Annotated in this window: 10 protein-coding genes; 7 read left to right on the top strand and 3 right to left on the bottom strand. The window is 73.2% G+C overall.

The window, feature by feature from the left end:
• Window positions 1-10: 10 nt before the first annotated feature.
• The 3 genes from WMF26_RS05975 to WMF26_RS05965 form a co-directional block, all read right to left on the bottom strand.
• Window positions 11-7789 carry an SDR family NAD(P)-dependent oxidoreductase gene (locus WMF26_RS05975; RefSeq protein WP_437999521.1) on the bottom strand — a complete coding sequence of 2593 codons (7779 nt, stop codon included), beginning with the start codon at window positions 7787-7789 and terminating at the stop codon, window positions 11-13.
• Between the two features lie 27 nt (window positions 7790-7816).
• Window positions 7817-9466 (bottom strand): PfaD family polyunsaturated fatty acid/polyketide biosynthesis protein, encoded by a 1650-nt coding sequence (locus WMF26_RS05970; protein WP_437999520.1) that lies wholly within the window; start codon window positions 9464-9466, stop codon window positions 7817-7819.
• Between the two features lie 767 nt (window positions 9467-10233).
• Window positions 10234-11004: an SDR family NAD(P)-dependent oxidoreductase gene (locus WMF26_RS05965; protein ID WP_437999519.1), complete on the bottom strand. Its 771-nt coding sequence runs from the start codon at window positions 11002-11004 to the stop codon at window positions 10234-10236.
• A gap of 341 nt (window positions 11005-11345) precedes the next feature.
• Here WMF26_RS05965 and WMF26_RS05960 point away from each other — a divergent pair, with 341 nt between their 5' ends.
• From WMF26_RS05960 to WMF26_RS05930, 7 genes are all read left to right on the top strand, one after another.
• Window positions 11346-13934 (top strand): ATP-binding protein, encoded by a 2589-nt coding sequence (locus WMF26_RS05960; RefSeq protein ID WP_437999518.1) that lies wholly within the window; start codon window positions 11346-11348, stop codon window positions 13932-13934.
• Between the two features lie 226 nt (window positions 13935-14160).
• On the top strand, window positions 14161-15495 hold the full coding sequence (locus WMF26_RS05955; protein WP_437999517.1) for an ABC transporter substrate-binding protein: 1335 nt from the start codon (window positions 14161-14163) through the stop codon (window positions 15493-15495).
• Window positions 15496-15566: 71 nt separating this feature from the next.
• Complete coding sequence (locus tag WMF26_RS05950; protein ID WP_437999516.1) at window positions 15567-16697, top strand: substrate-binding domain-containing protein; 1131 nt, start codon at window positions 15567-15569, stop codon at window positions 16695-16697.
• 359 nt (window positions 16698-17056) lie between these two features.
• Entirely contained in the window at window positions 17057-19297 is a 2241-nt protein-coding gene (locus WMF26_RS05945; RefSeq protein ID WP_437999515.1) for a HAMP domain-containing protein, read from the top strand.
• A gap of 4 nt (window positions 19298-19301) precedes the next feature.
• Window positions 19302-19712 (top strand): response regulator, encoded by a 411-nt coding sequence (locus WMF26_RS05940; RefSeq protein WP_437999514.1) that lies wholly within the window; start codon window positions 19302-19304, stop codon window positions 19710-19712.
• The gene (locus WMF26_RS05935; RefSeq protein ID WP_437999513.1) at window positions 19709-20284 is read left to right on the top strand and encodes a YfiR family protein; all 576 of its coding nucleotides are present in this window, start codon (window positions 19709-19711) and stop codon (window positions 20282-20284) included. The genes WMF26_RS05940 and WMF26_RS05935 overlap by 4 nt, the downstream gene beginning before the upstream one ends.
• Before the next feature lies 1 nt (window position 20285).
• Window positions 20286-22715 carry a TonB-dependent receptor plug domain-containing protein gene (locus tag WMF26_RS05930; RefSeq protein ID WP_437999512.1) on the top strand — a complete coding sequence of 810 codons (2430 nt, stop codon included), beginning with the start codon at window positions 20286-20288 and terminating at the stop codon, window positions 22713-22715.
• Window positions 22716-22717: the final 2 nt, after the last annotated feature.

Raw genomic sequence — 22717 nt, 5'->3', positions numbered from 1 at the left:
CTGGCCTCGATCACGCCTGGCCGCGCGCCGTGTCGGGGCGGAGCACGTACTGCACGTCGCGCAGCTCGGCGACCATCGCGCCCGTCTGGTCGACGAACGCGATGTCCGCCTTCGTGCGGTCGCGGGCCACGATCTGCCCGCGCACCACCGCGCGCAGCGGGCCGTCGGACGGCCCCTCGGCGAAGGTGTGCAGCGCGCCCACGGACATCGGGAGCGCCGCGCCGCCGAGCACGTGCTGCGTCCACAGCGTCGCGAGCTGCAGCCCGCCGTCGAGCGCCGCCGGGTCGGTCTTCCACGGCTGCGCCACCCAGCCGGCCTCGCGCAGGCCCACGACCGTCCCCGCGATCCCGTCGCGGCTCACGCCGTCGAGCTGCCGGATCACCTGGAAGTCGCGGCCGTGGAACAGCGTGCGGCCGTCGTACAGGTCGCCGCCGGAGGGCCACGGGCCGAGCGACGGCAGGGCCGGGCCCTTCGGGGCCGCGCGCCCCTCGGGCTGCGCCATCTCGATGGTCGCCGCGTAGTGCAGCGCCCCCTGGGGCCCGCGCAGCTCGGCCGCGAGCACCGCGCCGTGGCCGTTGCTCACCTCGCGGCAGTCCACGCGGAACACCTCGCCGCCCGACTCGTACGCCGCGAGCTTGATCCCGCGCAGCACCCGCACGTCGCGGAGCTCGGTCACGACGAGATCCGGCCGGCAGGCGCGCGCGGCCCGCGCGAACCACTCGAGGGCGATCACCACCGGCACCACGGGCACGCCGTTGATGGCGTGATCGCCGAGGTAGGGGTGCGTCGCGCGGTCCGCGCGGACGGCCAGCGCGACCCGGCGGCCGTGGCCCTGGGCGGCGAGCGTCGTCGGCTCGGCGCCGAGCACGAGCTCGACCGCGCCGCCGTCGCCCGAGCCGTCGCAGAGCTCGTCGAGCAGCATCCTCGCGCCCACGTCGAGCGGGATGAGCGGCACGCTGAGCTGCGCGAAGTGCGCCTCGAGCGCCGCGTTCACCATGCCGCCCTGCCAGGGCCCCCAGCCGAGCGACCTCACGCGGCAGCCCGGGCGCCGGGCGGCCTCGGCGGCGGCGACCTTGTTCAGGACCTCGTTCGCCATCGCGTAGTCGCACTGCCCCTTGTTGCCGCTGCGCGCCGCGATGGAGCTGAAGAGCACGATCGCCTTGAGCGGGTCGCCCTCGGTCGCGCCGAGCAGGGCCCGGAGGCCGTCGACCTTCGTGCGGAACACGCGCTCGAGCTGCTCGACCGTCTTCTCGGCGATGAGCTTGTCGGCGAGCACGCCCGCGCCGTGGACGATCGCGGTGACGGGGCCGAAGGCGCCGCGCACCTGGTCGAGCGCCGCGGCCACGGCGCGCGGGTCGTTCACGTCGACCGGCACGTAGAGGGCCTCGCCGCCGGCCGCGCGGATCGCGTCGAGGGTCGCGCGGACCTCGCGGCTCGCGAGGATCTTCGCGACCTGGCGGCCGATCTCCGCCGGCGTCGCCTTGTGGCCCGCGGAGGCCGCGGCCTTGACGAGCGCCGCCTTGAGCGCGGCCTCGCCGCCGACGCCGCGGCACACGGCCGGATCCTCCTCGAGCGCGGAGCGGCCGAGCAGCGCGAACCGCGCGCGGCTGGCCTTTGCGAGCGCGATCAGCGTCGCCGCGGTCACGCCGCGGGCGCCGCCGCTCGCCACGACCACATCGGACGGCCCGAGGGGGAGCGGCCCGGGCTGCGCGTCCTGCCGGACGCTGCGCAGCGTGGTGCGGCGGCCGTCCGCGCGCAGGCCGATCTCGAGCTCGACGCCGCCGGACAGGAGCTCCGCGGCGATCGCCTCGGCGAGCTCGGCGGCGGGCCGGCCGCTCCGCTCGAGGTCGATCGCGCGGCACGACGCCTCGGTCCACTCCAGGGCCGCGGTCTTCACGAGGCCCGGCAGCCCGCCCACCCAGGCGCGGTCCGAGCCGGCGAGGCCGAAGTCGCCGCCCGTGTCCTGGACCGTGACGAACAGCGCCGGCTGCGCCGCGATCGCCTGGGCCGCGAGGAACGCCTCGCGGTGGACGGCGAGCGCCTCGTCGGCCGTGGCGGCGCCGCGCAGGCCGCCGAGGAACACGGCGCCGCGGGCCCCGCGGGGCACGGCGGCGGCGTACTCGGCGGCGATCCCGCGCGCCGCGAGGGCGGCGGCGAGCGCGGGGCCGACCGCGTCGTCGCCGGTGACCACCACGGCGCCGGCGTCGAAGAGGCCGGGCATCGCCATGCCGGCGGCGGGCGCCGGCACCTCGACGAGCGTCCACCGGCCGAGGTGCGCGGCGGTGGGGTCCTCGGCGGGCTTCGCGGGGGCGTCGTCGCCGGCGGCGGACCCGAGGCGCGCGCGGAGGTGATCGACCACCTGGCCGAGCGTGCGCAGCTGCGCCAGCGCCGAGGCGTCCACCTCCGACAGCCCGGGCGTCCGGTCCCGCACCGCCGACAGGATCTCCACCCGCTTGATGCTGTCGATCCCGAGGTCGCTCTCCAGCTCCATCTGCAACCCGAGCATCTCGGCCGGGTACCCCGTCGTCTCGGCCACCACCGCCATCACCACCCGCTCGACCTCGGCGGCACCGGGCGTCGCCGCGGAAGCGCTGGCCGGCGCGGGGGCGGGCAGCGAGGCGCGGAGGTGATCGACCACCTGGCCGAGCGTGCGCAGCTGCGCCAGCGCCGAGGCGTCCACCTCCGACAGCCCGGGCGTCCGGTCCCGCACCGCCGACAGGATCTCCACCCGCTTGATGCTGTCGATCCCGAGGTCGCTCTCCAGCTCCATCTGCAACCCGAGCATCTCGGCCGGGTAGCCCGTCGTCTCGGCCACCACCGCCATCACCACCCGCTCGACGTCGGACGCCGCGGGCGACGCCGCCGCGGGAGCGGCGGCCGGCGCGGCCGGAGCGGCCGGCGTGACCGCGGCGGACGCCGTCGCGGCGGAGGGGGCGGCAGCCGGCCTGACGGCGGCCGCGGGCGCGGCGGCGGGCAGCGAGGCGCGGAGGTGGTCGACCACCTGGCCGAGCGTGCGCAGCTGCGCCAGCGCCGAGGCGTCCACCTCCGACAGCCCGGGCGTCCGGTCCCGCACCGCCGACAGGATCTCCACCCGCTTGATGCTGTCGATCCCGAGATCGCTCTCCAGCTCCATCTGCAGCCCGAGCATCTCGGCCGGGTACCCCGTCGTCTCGGCCACCACCGCCATCACGATCCGCTCGACGTCGGCTGCCGCGGGCGACGCCGCCGCGGCGGCCGGTGCGGCCGCAGCAGGAGCGGCGGGCGCCGTCGCCGCGGCGGGCGGGGCGGCAGCCGGCCTGACGGCGGCCGCGGGCGCGGCGGGCAGCGAGGCGCGGAGGTGATCGACCACCTGGCCGAGCGTGCGCAGCTGCGCCAGCGCCGAGGCGTCCACCTCCGACAGCCCGGGCGTCCGGTCCCGCACCGCCGACAGGATCTCCACCCGCTTGATGCTGTCGATCCCGAGGTCGCTCTCCAGCTCCATCTGCAGCCCGAGCATCTCGGCCGGGTACCCCGTCGTCTCGGCCACCACCGCCATCACGATCCGCTCGACCTCCGCGGATGCCGCGGGCGCCGCCGCGGCTGCGCCCGCCGGCGCGGCTGCTGCGGGCGCCGCTGCGGCGGCGGGGGCGGCGACGGCCGGCGTTGCGCCGACCGACGGCGCGGCGGCGGGCATCGAGGCGCGGAGGTGGTCGACCACCTGGCCGAGCGTGCGCAGCTGCGCCAAGGCCGAGGCGTCCACCTCCGACAGCCCGGGCGTCCGATCCCGGACCGAGGACAGGATCTCCACGCGCTTGATGCTGTCGATCCCGAGATCGCTCTCCAGCTCCATCTGCAGCCCGAGCATGGAGACGGGGTATCCGGTCTTGTCCGCGACCACCTCGAGGACCATCCGCTCGAGATCGACCCCCGGCGCGGCGGCGCCTGCCGCCTGCGTTGCCGTGGCGGGCGACGCGACCGCCGGCTTCGCTGCCGCGGTGGGGGCGGTGGGCGGCGGTGCGACCGCCGCCTTCGCTGCCGCGACGGGCGCCGCGGCCGCCGGCGCCGCGGCCTTCGCTGCCGCGACGGGCGCCGCAGCCGCCGGCGCCGCGGCCTTCGCTGCCGCGGCAGGCGCCGCCGGCACGGGCGGCGCGACCGCCGCCTTTGCCGCGACAGGCGCCGCAGACGCCGCTGCGAACGCCGCGTGATGCTCCCCGCCCGCGCCGTTCAGGCCGTCCTGGATGGCGTTGCTCCTGTCGCCGCCGAGGAGCAGCGCCGGCGCCCCTGCGGACCGCAGCGACGCCTCCGAGACCGGCCCTCGATGCACCGGCGCGAGGATCGTGGGCGAGATCCGCGCCTCGGGCGCCGCCGTGACCGGGTACGGAGCGCCGGTCGCGAGCGCGGCGAGCCCTGCGAAGGAGGCCTCGGCCGCCTGCAGGAAGGCGATGTGGGTCTCGGCCATGGCGCGCTGGTACACGCTGTGGGCTTCCGCCGTGGCGCGTTGCGCCTCCTGGTAGGCAGCGAGCCACGACGCGCTCGCTGCCGGCGCCGGCGGACGCACCACCGGCGCAGACGCGCTCACCACCGGCGTCGACGCGCGCACCACGGCCGGCGACGATGCGCTCACCGCCGCCGACGACGCGCTCACCGCCGGCGACGATGCGCTCACGGCCGCCGACGACGCGCTCACCGCCGGCGACGATGCGCTCACCGCCGGCGACGATGCGCTCACCACGGGCGCAGACGCGCGCACCACCGGCGCAGACGCGCTCGCCACCGGCGCAGACGCGCGCACCACCGGCGCAGACGCGCTCGCCACCGGCGTCGACGCGCTCGCCACCGGCGCCGGCGCGCTCGCAACCGGCGCCGCCGGCCTCACCGCCGCCGGCGCGCTCGCCACCGGCGCCGCCGGCCTCGCCGCCGCCGGCGCCCGCGCCGCCTCGGGCGCCGGCCTCGCCGCGCTCGCCGCGCTCGCCTTCGGCAGCTCCTTCGCGCCGCCCTGCGGCGGGTACGGCTTGCCGTAATTGCTCCCGTTGATCGCCAGCGACAGCTTCGGCTTCGGCAGCGCCCGCGGATCGACCGGCGCCGCGACCCCGTCCCAGAGCACCCGCGCGTCGAGCGGGACCCCGGCCACGGCGAGCCGCGCCACCGCCTCGAACAGGCTCGTCACCCCGTGCTTGCCCTTGCGGTCGAGCGCCACGGCGCGGTGCGGCCGCCCGCTCAGGATGTCGCCGACCAGGTTCGTGAGCACCGAGCCCGGCCCGACCTCCACGAACGTGCGCACCCCGGCCGCGTACATCCGCTCGATCTCCTCCACGAACCGCACCGGCTCGGCCAGCTGGCGCGCCAGCCGGTCGCGCACCGCGTCGCCGCCGCCCGGGTACGGCTCGACCTCCGCGTTGCTGTACACCGGCGCCCCCGGCGCCTGCACCGCGATGCCCCCCAGGAACTCGCGGAACGGCGCGCTCGCCTCCGCCACGAGCGGCGAGTGGAACGCCGCCGCCACGTCGAGGCGCCGCGCCTGGATCCCCATGCCCGCGAGCCGCTTCTCCGCCGCCTCGATCGCCGCGACCGACCCGGACAGGACCACCTGCTTCGGGCCGTTGTGGTTCGCGACCACCACGTCGCCGAGCCCGAGCCCCCGCACCTCCTCGATCGCCCGCGGGACCGCGATCATCGCGCCCCGCTCGGACGACGCCGCGCCCATCAGCTCGCCGCGCCGCCGGGCCACGCGCAGGAGGTCCGCCGCGGACAGCGCGCCCGCCGCGTGCAGCGCCGCGATCTCGCCGAAGCTGTGGCCCGCGAACGCGTCGGCCCGCACCCCGAGCGCCCCGAGCAGCGCGAGGTGCGCGAGGCTCGTCGCGCCGATCGCCGGCTGCGCCCACCGCGTCTCGCGGAGCCGCGCGTCCTGCGCCGCGCGGTCCTCGTCCGAGAACACCGGCCGCGGGAACACCACCTCGTGCAGCGCCGCGTCCGCGAGCGGTACGCTCGCCGCCGCGTCCCACGCCTCGCGGGCCGCGTCGAACGTCATCAGCACGTCGGCGCCCATCGCGAGGTACTGGCTCCCCTGCCCCGGGAACAGGAACGCCACCTGCCCCGGCGCCTCCCCGTTCGCGTAATGCACGAGCGGCGCGGCGAGCGCCTGCTCGGGCTTCGACCCGAGGTGCGCCGCGACCTGCTCGAGCTTCTTCCGGAGATCCGCCTCGTCCGTGGCGCACAGCCCGAGCCGCGCGGGTCGCGACCCGTCGAACGAGAGCACCGACTCCCGCGCGAGGAAGCGCAGGCTCTCCGGGGTCTCCGCCGCCTTCGCCGTCGCCCGGACGCGGTCCGCCAGCGCCGCCGGGGTGTCCGCCGACAGGAGGACGAGCTCCGCCGGGACCGACCGCACCCGGTGCGCCCGCGGCGCCGGGCCCGTGTACTCCTCCAGCGCCACGTGGAAGTTCGAGCCGCCGAAGCCGAACGAGCTCACCGACGCCCGCCGCGGGTGGCCCGCCGGCCGGATCCACGGCCGCGCCTCGGTGTTGAGGTAGAACGCGGTCTTCTCGATCTCGAGCTTGGGGTTCGGCTTGTCGACCTTGATGGTCGGCGGCAGCACCTTGTGGTGCAGCGCCATGATCGCCTTGAACAGGCCCGCAGCGCCCGCGGCCGCCTTGGTGTGGCCGATCTGCGACTTCACGCTGCCGAGCGCGCACCACTGCCGGTCCTGCCGCCCCGACTCGTCGAACATCGTGCGCAGGCCCTCGAACTCGGCCGCGTCGCCGGCCTTGGTCCCGGTGCCGTGGGCCTCCATCAGCTCCACGGTCTCCGCGCCGTACCCGGCGGCGGCGTAGGTCCGGCGCAGCGCCTTGGCCTGCCCTTCCGGCACCGGCGCGTACACGCTCTTGCTCCGCCCGTCCGACGACGACCCGATCCCGCGGATCACCGCGTACACCCGGTCCCCGTCGCGCTCGGCGTCGTCGAGCCGCTTGAGCGCCACCATCGCGATGCCCTCGCCGAGCAGCGTGCCGTCGGCCTTGTCCGAGAACGGGCGGCAGTCGCCCGACCGCGACAGGGCCGGCGTCTTGCTGAAGCACATGTACATGAAGGCGTCGTTCATCGTGTCGCAGCCGCCCGCGATCACGAGGTCGGACTGGCCGAGCGCGAGCTCGTTGATCGCCATCGACATCGCCGACAGCGACGACGCGCACGCGGCGTCGGTCACGCAGTTGGTCCCGCCGAGGTCGAGCCGGTTCGCGATGCGCCCGGCCACCACGTTGCCGAGCAGGCCCGGGAAGCTCGACTCCTGCCAGGGCACGTAGCTGCCCGCGATCCGGTCGCAGGCGCGCTTCACCTCGTCCTCCGGATACCCGAGGTCCCGGAGCGCGTTGGCCCAGACCGGCCGCTGGATCCGGCTCACCATCGAGGCGAGGAGCTCCTGCGCCGAGGTGACGCCGAGGATCACGCTGATCCGCTCGCGGTTCATCGCCTCGAACTGCCCCTGCGCCGCGTCCTCCAGCACGCGCTTCGCCACGATCAGCGCGAGCAGCTGCGTCGTGTCCGTCGCCGGCACGATCGACGGCGGCACGCCCCACTCCAGCGGATCGAACGGCACGTCCCTCAGGAAGGCGCCGCGCTTCGCGTACGTCTTGTCCGGAGCGGACGGATCGGGATCGTAGTAGTCCTCCACGAGCCAGTGGGTGCTCGGAACGTCGGTGATGAGGTCGGTTCCAGCGAGGATGTCGCGCCAGAAGCCGTGAGCGTCGAGCGAGCCGGGGAAGATGGCGCTCACGCCGACGACGGCGATGGCCGGAGTACGCGGGGACGAAGGGTGCATGACGGACCTCAGCAGGGGTTCGGGCGCTCAGGCGAGCGGGCGAGGGGTGAAGTGGAAGGCGGCGCTCGGCACGGGGACGCCGTAGGTCCGCAGCTGCTGCGCGCGCGTGACGACGGCCGCGCCCTCGAGCAGGTTGCGCGCGACCTGGACCACGGTGCGGTTCGCGGGGTCCTCGAGGAACGACCCCTTGACCCAGCGGTTGAAGGCGCCCATGGCCGGGCCACACCAGATCTGATAATCGGCGCGGCGCTTCGGATCCCCGGCGATCGCCCACTTGCTGGACATGCCGAGATACCACCGGAAGATCAGCGCCATCTTGTGCTTCGGATCGCGGGCGGCGCGCTCGAGCTCGGCCGGGTCGCGCTCGGCGAAGAACCGCTCGCAGCCGGCCCACACCTCGTCGCACGACATCTGGAACTGCTCCCGCTCGACGCGCGCGCGCACGCCTTCGGGCAGCGACTCGATGGAAGCGTGGGCGACGTACAGGTCGTAGAGCCGCTGCGCGCGGACGCCGAACATCGTGCCGCGCTTGAGCACCTGGACCTGCACGCCGAGCTCGAACATGTCGGCGGCCGGCGTCATGGTCACGTCCGGCAGGTCGGCCTGGGCCAGCATCTTCTTGCCCTCCTCGGACAGGCCCGACTCGACGCATGCCTGGTTGACCGAGCCCGTGAGCACGTACGCGGCCCCGAGCGCGAACGCCGCGGCGACCGTGGACGGCGTGGAGAGGCCGCCGGCGGCGCCGACGCGGATCGGGCGCTGATACCCGTGCTTGGCCGCGAGCTCGTCGCGGACGCCGAGGATGACCGGGAACAGCGCGACGAGCGGCTGGTTGTCGGTGTGCCCGCCGGAGTCGGCCTCCACCGTGATGTCCTCGGCCACCGGCAGGGACCGCGCGAGCTCCGCCTCTTCCCGGGTGAGCCACCCGTTGCGAACGCACGTATCGAGGATCTCGGCCGGCGCGGGCGACAGGAAGCGCGCGGCGACCTCCGGGCGCGAGATCTTCGCGAACAGGTGGTTCTGCCGGTCGATGCGGCCGTCGGGCAGGCGCCTGATGCCGCTGTAGGCGAACCGCACGACCATCGGGTTCAGGCCCATGTAGGCCGCGGCCTCGGCCCGCCGGACTCCCTTCCTCAGGTAGAGCTCCACCGTGTCGCTCTCCAGCCGCGGCTGGTTCGGAGCGTGGATGAGGTTACAGCCCCAGGTGGGGCCTTCCGTGCCGAGCGCGGCGACGATCTCGTCGACCGCCTGCTCGATCCGGTGGAGCCCGAGGCCGGCGGCGCCGAAGAACCCCATCATCCCCGCCCTGGCCATCTCGATGGTGAGCCGCGTGGTGTGGATACCGTTCGCCATCGCGCCGGCCACGTAGGGGAAGCGCAGGCGGTGGACCTCGAGGAAGGAGCGGTCCCCGAGCCACTCCGGATACAGCGCCGGCAGCGTGCCGAGGAGCGGGAACGTGGGGACCCCGTTGACCTGATCTTCGCGGATGACGGCGCCGCCGCGCGAGACGCCGACGCGCCCCTCCGGCGTCTCGCGCACCACGTGCACCGGCTCGCGCACGCAGGAGATGGCCTCCCGCAGATCGGTCGACGTGAACGCGGGGAGCCACGGTCCGCTGCGCCAGATCCCGATCGGCTGGAGGCCGGCGCTGCGGAGGGCCTGCGGTTCCTTTATCATGCTGAGCTGCCTCCCAATGACAAGCTCGCGGTCTATAACATCCGTGGTCTCCGGCCCGCGGTAATGGTTCGGTCACGGAACGACGGCACGCCCCGATCGCGCCGTCCCCCGGGTTCGGCCCATGAAAGCGCTTTCCCTCGGCACCTTCGCGCCCGCGCCTCATGACGCATCGCGCCTCCGTTTCCCTGGCGATCCCTGAGCCGAAGGCTTCGAAATCGCTTGCTTTTTTCAGCGCCTCGCGTCTCCGGGTCGAGCGCCGCGCGGCACCCCGGGCGCGGGCCGGCGCGCATTGTCAGCGTCTCGTCATGAACCCCTTACCGGCCGGCGCGGCGCGCCCTCAGAGAGAGAGACTGAACCGCCAAGGCGCCAAGGACGCCAGGAGAAGAGAACAGGCGTGCTCCCTGGTTCTCCTCACGCTCTTCACGTCCAGGCGGTTCAACCCCCTCTCCCGCTGGAAGGCGGTTTGCTCTCGCCTAACTACGTCCCCGTAAAAGAATTCGAACCACAGAGGCACAGAGGGCACAGAAAAAAAATAGGATTCTATTTCTCTCCCCTCTGTGCCCTCTGTGGTTCATTTCCTCGAGGTTTCAGACCGTTCCGTGTCCTAGAGCGGTTTTCGCCCGTCTCTGGTACATGCGTTACAGAGCGGCGGTCACCCGCACAGGAGACGGGTCCAGCTCGGCGTTTTCGGCGCGGAAGCGCACTCCAGTGCGCTGAGCACCGAAAACGCCGAGATGGGCCCGTATCCGAAGCGGGTGACCGCCGCTCTAGAGCGAGTACCCGCCGTCGCTGACGAGGAGCGCCCCCGTCATGGTGCCCGACGCGTCCGAGAGCAGGAACGCGATGAGCCCCGCGATCTCGTCGGCGCTCGCATACCGACCGAGGGGCGTGGACATCGCCGCCATCTGATCGAACGCGGCGCGCTCGCTCCCGGCGGTCGCGACGAGCTCCTGGAAGAATGGCGTCTGCGTCCAGATCGGCGTCTCGACGCCCCCGGGCAGGACGCCGTTCACGCGGATCTTGTCGCGCGCGCCCTCCTTCGCCGCGACGCGGACCAGCTGCGCCGCGCCCGCCTTCGAGGCCGCGTACGCGGCGATGCCCGGCTCGGCCTTGACGGCCGCGACCGAGGAGACCACGACGGCCGTCCCGCCCTCGCCCGACTTCCTGAGCAGGCGAAGGCCCGTCCGCAGCGTCAGAAAGGCGCCATCGAGGTTCACCGAGAGCACGCGCCGCCAGTCCTCGAACGAGGTCTCCGCGAGCGGCGCCCCGTGGGCGATACCGGCGTTCGCCACGACATGGTCGAGCCTCCCGAACCGACGCTCGACCGCCTCCTCGATCTCGGCCCACGGGGCCTCGGTCCCCACGTCGCCGTCGCGCACCAAGAGCTCCGGCCCACGGAGCTCCGCCGCGAGCGCGTCGAGCGCCGCGCGGTTCCGGTCGACGAGGACCAGGCCACCCACGGTTTGCGAAATCCTGCGTGCGGTGGCCGCGCCGATACCCGACGCCGCCCCGGTGACGAGCGCGACTCGACCTGACATAGGCGCAGCTCCTCTACCACAGCGAAGCCGCCGTGGGCACCCGCTCCGTCCCGCGGCGGGTGGCTCGGAGAGAGGAGACGCGCTCTCGCTGGCACCGCCCGCCATGAGCCAGGTGTCTTTCCACGCGGACGCACGCGGACGCAGCCGGGCGCGCCGCAAACCAGGGCTCGCCAACCGCGACGGAACGGTTCCATGGAGGGCACACCCGGCCGGCGCAACACGAGAACCGCCGCGCTCGTTCGCCGGATCTCCCCGCCGGCCGCCCGTGCTCGGCTACGTTCCGGTGCGGTGATGCTTTGAGGTCGCTCGCGCTCGTTTTATGCTGTCGCGACGAGCCAACGATGCGACGCCCCTACCGGCTCTCTGCCAGGGTCAGCAAGCTCCTCCAGGCCCGTCGAGCGCGCGCCGAAAAGTCACGGGCGTCCAGGGCGGTGTCACCGGCCGAGGCGCGGGTGCACGCCGCCGACATCGCCGCGCAGCAGCAGGCTCAGGCGAGCCTCGAGCGACAGCAGGCGGTCCTCAAGTACGTCATCGCCAACGTCCCCCACGCCATCTTCTGGAAAGACCGTGAGGGCCGGTTTCTCGGAGGAAATCAGAACTTCCTCAACGACACGAACACGAGGGTCCTCGAGAATCTCGTCGGCAAGACCGACTTCGATGTGTGGGGGAAGCAAGACGCTGAGTCGTTCGTGCGCGTCGACCGGGAGGTCATCGAGCGCGGCACACCGATGCTCGACATCGAGGAGCCGCTGCTCCGCCCGGACGGCGAGCGGCGGGTCCTGCTCACCAGCAAGGTGCCCATCCGCGACGAGCGCGGCGACATCATCGGGCTCCTCGGGATCTACGCCGACATCACCGAGCGCAAGCGGATGGAGGTCGAGCTCCAGAAGGCCAAGGAGGCCGCCGACGCCGCCGCCCGCGCCAAGGGGGAGTTCCTCACGGTGATGAGCCACGAGCTCCGGACGCCGCTCTCGCTCATCCTCGGTCCGCTCCAATCGCTCCTGTCGAGCCAGGACGAGCCGCTCTCGGCGCGGGTGCAGGCCGATCTCGAGCGCATCCAGCGCAGCGGGCGGCGGCTCCGCCGGCTCGTCGACGACGTCCTCGACTACCAGAAGATCGAGGCCGGCAAGATGCACGTCGACTGGGAGGCGGTCGACGTGACAGAGCTCGTCGCGGACATGGTCGAAGAGGCTCGCCCCGCGGCGGAGCGCGGCGGCGTGAGGCTGTCGCTCGAGGCGGATCCGGCGCTCGGGACGGTCCCCCTCGATCGGCGCAAATTCGAGAAGATCGCGCTCAACCTGCTGGGCAACGCGCTGAAGTTCACCCCGGCGGGCGGCCGGGTCGACGTCCGGCTGCGGGCGGCGGACGGGCTCTTCGAGCTCTCGGTCGAGGACACCGGTCCTGGCATCCCGCCGGACCAGAGACACCTGCTCTTCCAGCGGTTCCAGCAGATCGACGCGTCCGCCACGCGCAAGCACGAGGGGACCGGGGTCGGGCTGTCGCTGGCCAAAGAGTTCGCGGAGCTCATGGGGGGCACGGTCGGCGTGGAGAGCGAGCCCGGGGTCGGCTCCCGCTTCTTCGTGCGGCTCCCGCGCGCGGCGGACGGCGTGATGGCGTCGCGGGCGCCTCGCGCGCCGGAGCCGCCGAGGTCGTCGGGGCCGCCCGGCGGCGCGGACGACCCCGCGGCGTCCAGGCCGCGCGTCGCGGACCACCTCGCGGCGCCCGCGCCTCGGGCCGCGCCGGCGGTCCGCGGAGACGGCCGCGCAGAGGCGCCCGCGTCGCGCGTGCTCGTCGTGGAGGACAACCCGGACATGGCGTCTTACCTGGAGGGCATCCTGGCCACCGAGCACCAGGTCCTGCGCGCGACGAACGGCCGGGAGGCGCTCGAGGCGGTCGGGGCGACGAGGCCCGACGTCATCGTGTCGGACGTGATGATGCCCGAGATGGACGGCTTCGAGCTGGTCCGGCGGCTCAAGGGGGATGCCGGGCTCCGAGACATCCCGATCCTCCTGCTCACGGCCAGGGCGAGCCGCGCCGAGGCCGTCGGCGGGCTCGAGGTCGGCGCCGACGAGTACCTGAGCAAGCCGTTCGACCCGCTGGAGCTCAAGGCGCGGGTCCGCGCGGCCGAGCGGCTGCACCGCGCCTACCTGGAGCTCGCCGCGAAGAATCGCGAGCTCGCGGACGCGCTCAAGCGGCTCTCGGAGACGCAGGAGGAGCTCCTCCAGGCGGGCAAGATGGCGGCGATAGGCACGCTGGTCGCGGGGCTGTCGCACGAGATGAACAACCCGGTCTCGGTCATCGTGATGACCGCGCAGCTCCTGCTCCGGCGGCACCGCAAGGGGCACGGCCTGCCCGACGAGGCCGCGATCGTGAAGGCGCTCGGCACCATCGAGCGGCAGGCGAACCGCTGCTCGGACCTCGTGACCGCGCTGCTCGAGTACGCGCGCGGCAAGCCGGTCGGCCGGCAGGCGTGCGACGTGCGCGAGGCGCTCCGCCGCGCGGTCGACCTCTCCGCGCCGCGGGCGCGCGAGCGGCGGGTCCACCTCCAGGCGAACAGCGCCGCGTCGGCGCTGCCCCCGGTGCTCGTCAACACGTCGCAGCTCGAGTCGGCCCTGCTCAACGTGATCGGCAACGCCCTCGACGCCAGCCCCCAGGGCGGCGCCGTCGTCGTCGGGGCGCGCGCGCTGCCGCGCGGCGACGTCCACGGCGTGGAGATCGACGTGCGCGACACCGGCTGCGGCATCCGCGCCGAGGACCTGAGCCGCATCTTCGAGCCGTTCTTCACGACGAAGCCGCCCGGGCAAGGGACCGGGCTCGGCCTGTCGCTGACGCACCGGTTCATCCAGGAGCACCAGGGCAGCATCCGTGTCGAGAGCGCGCTCGGCGAAGGCACGACGGTCCGCATGTGGCTGCCAGCCCTTCAGGAGTGAGCGCGCAAGAGGGCGCCTGAGGCGCGCAAGAGGCGCGTCAGAGAGCGGCCGGCCCGAGGCGTGAGTCACATCAAGTAATACGGGCTACAGCGCATCATCTCCCACTTCAGCCCGCATCGTCGACTCTTCCACGTCCTTGACAGACACATCCTGTTTGGGATGTCATCGAGAGGCCTGCATGTACCTTGGGAGCCATGCCTCTTCGCGGTGCGTCCATCGAGCCGGCATGGGATCCACGCATCGCGGACGACGCCTGCGCTGCCTGGAGGCCGGGCTGCTCGTCGGGCTCGCGTCCCTCCTCTCGGCGTCCTGCGCGCCGAGCGAGCCCGAGCGCCCCGAGAACGCGGTCGTCATCGGCGCCCTCCTGCCCTTCACCGGCAGCGAGTCGGCCATCGGCCGCAACCTCGAGCAAGCGATGCTGCTCGCGATCGAGCACCTGAACGCCGCGGGCGGGCTCGACGGGCGGCCGTTCGACCTCCGGAGCCGGGACAGCCACTCGAGCTCGGAGCGCGGGATCCACCAGCTGGCCGCGCTGCTCTACAAGGATCAGGTCGCCTACCTGGTGGGGCCCGAAGAGAACGACCTCGCCAACGAGATCTCGCGGGACGTGAAGGAGCTCGACCGGTTTCACATGCTGCCGGGGTATGCCGCCCCCCCCGTTGCGCGCAGCGAGAGGAAGGGGGGCTGGATGCGGCTCGCCCCTACCCCGTTCGACATCGGCTGCGCGCTGGCGAAGGACGCCATTCGCGACGGCATCCGCACCGTGAACAGCCTCGCCGCGTGGGACGACTACAACGCCAAGGTCAACAGCGAGTTCACGACCAACTTCGTGGCGCTCAGGGGAAGGGCGTTCCCGTCGGTGCCGCTCACCGCGGGCGAGCATACCTACACGGACAAGATCGCGTACGCCTTCGATATGCTCCCCGACCGCACGCTCCTGGCCGCCTTTCCTGCCACCGCCTCGACCGTCGTGACCGAATGGACCGTCGCCGGGCGCCCGGGCGCCTGGCTCCTCGGCCCCGCGCTGCGCGCCGAGGCGCTCCTCGCCAACATTCCTGCGGGCGTCCTCGATGGCTACTCCGGCGTCTCGCCCTCGCTGAGCCTGCGGAGCGAGTGCCAAATCGTGGACGAAGCGGAGGAGAGGGTCGAGTGCACGACCGGGAACGCCGCCGCCTTCATCGACCACTTCTCCCGCCGGTGGGGCGGGGAGGTGCCGTTCCCCGCGGCGCACTTCTATTACGACGGCGTCGTCCTCATCGCGATGGGCCTCGTGTACGCCCAGGCCACGAGCGGGGAGATCCCCTCCTCCGGAAACGCGCTGCAGAAGATCATCCGCGAGCTCAACAGCCCCGACAACGAGCCGGCCTCGTGGCGGGATCTGAAGACGGCGCTGACCAGGCTTCGCGAGGGGGTCCCTCTCCGGTACGTGGGTGCGGCCGCGGAGTATGAGTTCGACATCTACGGGGCGAACAAGCACCACTTCATGCAGAAGTGGACCATCCGCGACGAGACGTTCGTCGATCTCGACCCCGTCCCCGTCACCTGCAGCGTCAGGCAATGATCTCGCGGCGAGCGTGACGTTCACGCAGGAGTGCGCACGATCGACGAGCCACGGGCGAGGAGGAGCTGCTCATGGGGCGGATTGGACGATGGAGTACGACGGTCCTCGGTCTCGCGCTGACGACGGCGTCATGCGGGTCCGACCAGCCCCCCGGCGCGGGCGAGCAGCTCACGCCCATCCAGCGAGCCCCGATCCCCGACAACGAGTTCACGCCCGTGGAGCTCGAGGACACGGTCGACCGCCTCGTCGCCGAGATCAACGCGAGCGCGCTCCGGCCGATGCGGATGGCGGTCGTGCTGAAGAACGCCGCGGGCTTCTGGGGGCCGGTCGTGACGGCCGCGACCCGGGCCATGGCGGAGCTCGGGGTCGTGGGGAGCGTGATCGGGCCGATCGCGCTGTCGGAGGACGGCCCTCAGCCGGATGAGGTCCAAAACGAGCAAATCGCGCAGGCGGTGGAGGACCAGGCGGAAGGGATCGGCCTCGCGCCCTTCGGCGACCTCCAGACCACCGCCGTCGACGAGGCCGTGGCGAGCGGGGTCCACGTCGTGACGCTCGACAACGACGTGGCGGCCTCGAAGCGCTCGATCTACGTCGGGACGCTCAACGAGTCTGCCGGCACCACGGCGGCGGAGACCCTGCTCGCGATGCTGCCCTCGCCCCCTGGGACGGTGATCCTCCACGGCAGCACCGACGAGGCCGGGAGCGCCGGCCTGGAGCGAACGCAGGGCGCCCAGGACAGGCTCGAGGCAGCCGGCTACGAGGTCGTCGTGGGCCAAGCCCACTGGGACCTCTCGGGCGAGACCGACGACGTCGAGTGGATGACGGCCCAGATCGAGGAGGCGGACCCGCCCGTCGTGGGAATGCTCGGCCTGTTCAACGTCTCGTACCGGTGCGCGATGGCCGCGGAGGCCGCGGGCGAGGCGGCTCTCCCCATCGTCGCCTTCGACTTCGATCCGATAACCGTCGAGTACATGCGCCAAGGGCGCATCCGGGCCACGCACATCCAGCGGCAGTACTACCAGGGCTATCTCGTGCCCTACATCCTCTACGGCATCGAGAACCTCGGCCTCGAGGCGACAAAGAACATCCTCGCCCCGCAGATGGTCGACGGCACCCGGGTCAACACGGGCCTCGACGTGGTCCGCGGGGACAAGGTCGACGACTACAACGACTTCCTCAGCTCGATCGACGCGAACCAGTAGCGGCGCCGCGGCCCAGCGCCCGAGCTCGCCCGTGACTTCATGAGAGCGCCGCGCCTGCCCCGCGCCGCGCGCCCAGCGCCGGCACGCGCCGTGAGCAGCGGGTCATACAACAGGCGCCACGAGCCGACATGTCTTCCAATGTGGGTAAGGAAATTCCTGTTGCAAATATGAAATAAGCTACGTACCGTCGGGGACTGAAGGGTATTCTCCGTGCGCCTGTCCTCGCTCCTCCGGGGGGACGCTGACACTGCGCGCCGGCGCCCGGACATGCCTTTGTCTTTCGTGGGGGCGCGGATGACGTACGCTCTTGGATTCGACCGTTCCTTGCATCGGGTACGAGCTGCCGCGCCGGTCGCCTGATGCTGGACGCCGGCGCCGCCTCCACGTCCTCGACGCCCGACCGGCAGCGCGCCGGGCGCGCCGGCGTTCCCCTCGGCATCGGCGTCAAGCTCGCGGCGGCGACCGTGGTCGTCCTCACCAGCGTCACCGTGCTGGTGGCCAATCAGGTCATCGAAAAGACACGGGATGATCTCGTGTCGGCGAAGGCGAACGCCGCCTCGATGATGGCGGATCTGCTCGCGGGGTCCCTGACCGCGCCGCTCGATTTCGGCGATCGCGACGCGGCCCAGGGCGAGCTCGACCAGCTCCGGTCGAACCGGGCGCTGATCGGCGCGATCGCGTGGGGCAGCGACGCCGAGCCCGTCGCCAAGGTCGGGGATCCGCCAGAGGGCCTGTCGGTCTTCATCGCGCGCGGCGCCGAGAACCAGGTCCTCGAGCGCGAGATCCGCGTCGCCCGCGCGGTCGTGCGCGACGACGGGCGGCGCCTCGGGACGCTCGCCCTCGTCTTCTCCCTCGATCCCGAGAACGCCGCGTTCGCCGCGGCGCGCCGCGACATCCTCGAATACGCGGGGCTCGTCGGCGCGGTGACCGCCTTCCTCCTCCTCGGGTTCGCCCGGTGGCAGATCGTGCGCCCGCTCTCGCGGCTCGTCGACGCCGCGCGGCGCCTCGGCGAGGGCGACCGCACCGTCCGCGTGCGCGTCCGCACGAACGACGAGCTCGGCCGGCTCGCCGACGTCTTCAACGCGATGAGCTCCGCCATCCTCGAGCGCGAGGGCAAGCTGGAGATGGCCACGGAGAGCCTCCGCGAGCTCTTCGACAACATGCGCGAGGCGATCGTCGCCTTCGGCCCCGACGGCCGGCTGGGCGTCGAGGCCTCGAAGCACGCGAGGCAGCTGTTCGGCGAGCGCGCCGAGGCGGGCCGACACGTCGCGGAGCTCCTCTACGGCGACGAGCCCCTCGGCGTCGAGAGCCAGGCGCTCCGGCAGTGGATCGACGCCGCGTTCGGCGCGGAGCTCGACCTCTTCCCGGAGGTCGCCGAGCTCGCCCCGCGCTCGCTCTGGTTCGAGCGCGCGCCGGGCGACCGCAGGTTCTTGCGGCTCGAGTTCTGCCCCGTCGTCTCCGGCCAGCAGGTCGCGCGCATCATGCTGCTCGCGACCGACGAGACCGAGCTCCGGCGCCTCGAGGCGAGCGTCAAGACCAAGGACGAGGAGCACGCGCGCCAGATCGCGGCCATGCGCCGCCTCGTCGCCGGCGGCGGCCAGGTCTTCGTCCGCTTCGTCGAGATCTCGCGCGAGCGCGTGGCCCGGTGCGCCGAGATCCTGGGCGACGGCGGGCGGCTCGGCGCCGCGGACCTCGACGAGCTCTTGCAGCAGCTGCACACCCTGAAGGGCGAGGCCCGCTCGTTCGACCTCGAGCGCCTCGCGGACGAGGTCATGACCCTCGAGGACGAGCTCGCCGCGGCCCAGGCGCGCGCGCGCTCGGAGGACGAGCTCTCCGTCGACCTCGGCGCGGCGGCCCTTCGCGCGCGGCTCGAGCGCGTCGCGGAGGAGCTCGCGCGCGCGCAGGAGACGTTCGTCGACGCGTCGCCCGTGGGCCGCGCGGTCCTCGACCAGATCACCGTCCGCCGCACCGACGTGAGCCGGCTGGGCGAGCTCCTCGCCGGGCAGGGCGGCGAGGCCGCCGAGATCGCCCGCCGCCTCGCGGCCCGTCCGTTCGGCGAGGTGCTCGCGGCGCTGGTCGAGCGCGTGCCGCGCTGGGCCGAGAAGGAGGGCAAGCGCGCCCGCCTCGAGATCGAGGGCCGCGAGGTCCCCGTCCCCGCCGATCTCGCCGGCCTGCTCCCGGGCGTGCTCATCCACCTCGTGCGCAACGCGATCGCCCACGGCATCGAGACCCCCGACGCGCGCGCCCAGGCGGGCAAGCCCGAGCTCGGCGTGATCCGCGCCGTCTGCGCCGAGGCTCAGCCGCTGCCCACGATCGTCGTCGAGGACGACGGCCGGGGGCTCGACCTCCACGCCCTCGCGGCGCGCGCCGGCGTCGACCCGACCGATCTGCGCCGCGCGCGCGAGCTCCCGTTCGCCCCCGGCGTGAGCACGAAGGGCGACGTGAGCGACCTGGCCGGCCGCGGCGTCGGCCTCTCGGCGGTCCGCGCCGACCTCCTCTCGGTCGGCTGGCTCATCGAGGTGGACGCGTCGCGCCAGACCGGGACGGCGTTCGTGATCCGGCCCCGCGACCGGGCCGTTCCCCTCAGCAACGGAGATTGAACCGATGGCACAAGGCGGACGCATCCTGGTGATCGATGACAGCGAGATCGTGCTGATGCGGATCCGCGTCGAGCTGTCGAGCGCCGGCTACGACGTCGTCACGACGACGCAGCTCGTCGGCACCGCCCGCCACCTGCGCGGCTGCGATCTGGTCATCATCGACTTCTTCATGCCGGGCCTCGACGGCGGCGCCGTCCTGCGCTCGCTCAAGGCGGCGGTGCCCGCGACCGAGCGGCCTCCGCTCTTCTACCTCTACACGACCGACGCCAAGGCCGGGGCCCGGTACGCGGAGCTCGGCTTCGACGGCGTCTTCGGCAGGAAGGGCGATCTCCTCGCCCTCACCCCGCAGGTGGAGGCGGCGCTCCGCATCCGCAAGCTCTCCAGCCTCGCCCGCGCCAAGGAACGCAGGGCGTGACGCTCTGCCGGCGCGCCTTCGTGCTCGGCCTCCTCGCCGCGGCCGCCCTCGCCCCGCGCCGCGCGCGGGCCGAGACGGCGACGGCGCCCTTCGACGTGCAGGCGGAGATCGTCACGCGCATCCTGCCGTACGACCGGGGCTTCCCGGAGCGGGTGAAGGCGCAGGTCTCCTTCCTGCTGCTCACGAGGGCGCGCGACGCGGACTCGGCGAGCGCCGCGCACCAGATGAGGCGGGCGCTCCTCGACATCGGCAAGGTGCGCGACCGGCCGATCCGCGTCGAGGCCATCGAGTACTCCAGCGCGGCCGAGCTCGCCGCGGCGTGCCGCGCGCGCGACATCCACGTCGTCTACATCTCCTCCGGGCTCGCGAAGGACGTCGCCGCCATCCGCGGCGCGCTCGCGGACACGGGCGTCTTGAGCTTCGCGGCCGTCGAGCCCTACGTCGCGCAGGGCGCCGTGCTCGGCGTCGACGTCGCCAACGGCAAGCCGCGCATGAGCATCAACCTCGCGCAGGCCCGGGCCCAGCGCATCGATTTCCCGGCGTCCATCCTCAAACTGGCAAGGATCTACTGACGTGCGCTCGCCCGGTTTGGCACTGCTCTGCACAGCGTCGCTCGCGTGGTCGACCGCCGCCTCGCGCGAGGCGCGGGCCGAGGACGTCAGCTCCCTCCTCGAGATCCTCGAGGAGAACGTCGTGTCCGGCGCCTCCCGCGCCGCGGAGCGCGCGAGCGACGCGCCCGCCATGTCGTCGGTGATCACCGGCCAGCAGCTCAAGCGCTTCGGCATCCAGCGCCTCGCCGACGCGCTCAACTTCCTCGGGAGCGGCGTCTTCGCGCACTACCGCATGTCGGCCCCCGAGGTCGGCGCGCGCGGGGTCGCGCTGACCCGGGACGCGAACAGCCACGTGCTGCTCGTGCTCGACGGCATGGTCGTGAACGAGCAGGGCGGCGGCACGGTCTTCCTGCACGACATCCCGGTCGACGTCATCGACCACATCGAGGTGGTCCTGGGCCCGGGCTCCGTGCTCTACGGCGCGCAGGCCATGCTGGGGGTCATCAACGTCGTCACGAAGAAGGCCGCCGACCACCAGGGCCTCCACGCCTCGCTCATGCTCGGGGCGTCGCCGCCGCTCGACGAGTCGGGGAACATCAGGACCCCCACGGTCGACAGCCCCGGGGGCGAGAACACGGTGGCGCTGAGCCTCGGGCGCAGCTTCACGGTGCTCGGGCAGCCCGCGGGCGTGGTGGCGGCGGCCGACATGCACACGTTCAAGGGCCCGCACTTCGCCTTCCCGAAGCAGCCCATCCCGGTCGGGCCCGACGGCGCGCCCTCGCTGGATCTCGGCTCGCACGCCGAGCCCGGCACCTGGGGCGGCCCGGTGAAAGAGCAGTGGTTCCGCCGCAAGGCGGGCGCGTTCCTGCGCGTCGACGTCGGCGACCTGAGCGCCGCCGCGCAGGTGACGCGCTCGGTGTGGGCGGCGCCCCAGATGGATCTCTACGAGAACCGCATCGGCGCCTACGACGACGCGCACAACAGCAACACGCAGTCGCTCTCCCTGGCGAGCGTGCGCTACCGCGCCCGCTGGAGCGAGCGGCTCGAGGGCGTGGCGCGCGCGTATTTCGGGTACAGCCGCCTCCTGCGCTCGCGCTACGTCGTCGGCCACGACGCGCTCTTGCCGGGCGTGCCGATCGCGCTGATGGATCCGGAGCAGTGCCCGCGCGGGCCGTCCGGGCCCTGCCGGAAGGAGGCGCTGTTCCTCTCCCGCTGGGTCGGGCTGGAGCTCCAGGCGGTGGTCGACTGGGCGGGCGACGGCGCCTTCTCGACCCTGGCGGGCGTCGACGGGCGCCTCCGCACGTCCGCGTACGAGATCGTCGCCTTCGACGACCTCACGGGCAAGAGCTACGGCTCCGACCCGTCGCTCACGCGCTGGCACGGCGGCGGGCACCGCCTCGAGGACGAGGCCGCGCTCGGGGCCTACGTGCAGCAGACGCTGCGCCCTTTCCGGCCCATCGCGCTCAACGCGGGCATCCGGGTCGACCTCGACTCGCGCATCCCGCTCGAGCACCTGCCGTCCGCGATCTCGCCGCGCGCCGCGCTGATCGCCGAGCCGGACGATCGCGTCTCGCTCAAGCTCATCTATTCGAGCGCGTTCCGCGCGCCCAGCTTCGTCGAGCTCTACATGCTGAGCGGCAGGCTCCTGCCGGACCCGGACGGCCTCAAGCCGGAGAAGGTCTCGTCGGTGGAGGCGGTGTCGTCGTTCCGGACCGGCGCGTACGCGATCACGGCCGGCGGCTTCGCCTCGACCTGGCGGGACGTCATCGAGCTCCAGATCGTGAAGGCCAAGGCGCCCAGCGTCTCGAGCTTCAAGAACGTACCGGGCATCCGGAACTACGGCGCGAACCTCGGGTTCGAGGCGAGCTTCCTCGATCGGCGGCTGCGCGTCGGCGCGAACTCCACGTTCGCGGTGACGCGGCGCCGCATGTCGGAGCAGCAGATCAAGGACAACGCGAGGTTCGGCGTCGGGGACGAGGTCCCCCTCACCGTCGCGCCGTCGGTGTACGGCAACGCGCACGTCTCGTACGAGATCGGCGCCGGCGCCGTGTCGCTGGCGGCCGCGTACATGGGCCGCCGGATCGCGGATCAGGCGTATTACGGCGGCAATCCGTCGAACCTCACCCCGCGCCCCGAGGTGTCGCCGCAGCTCGAGCTCCGCGCGGCGCTGACGGGCGCGTTGCCCGGGGTGAAGGGCGCCGGGTACACGCTCGGCGGGCAATACGCGTTCTCGGCCTACGAGCCCTACGTCGTCGGCCCCAACCAGGGACGGCCGCGCCACCTCGTGGAGCACGGCCCCAGCGCGGATTTCGCGCTGACGAACCGGCTCACGGTCTTCGCCGGGATCGAGCTTCACCTGGGCGGCGATGACGCCGCCGCCGGCCCGCCCGCGGCGGCCGGGCCCTCCTCCCGCGCGACGGCCTCGCGCGCGCACCTGGGGGCTTTGCCGTGAGC

It is taken from the genome of Sorangium sp. So ce185 (assembly GCF_051526825.1).
GTDB classification, from domain to species: Bacteria; Myxococcota_A; Polyangia; order Polyangiales; family Polyangiaceae; genus Sorangium; species Sorangium cellulosum_D.
The sequence above is the reverse complement of the archived record's forward strand: the minus strand, read 5'-3'. Positions and strand labels throughout refer to the sequence as shown.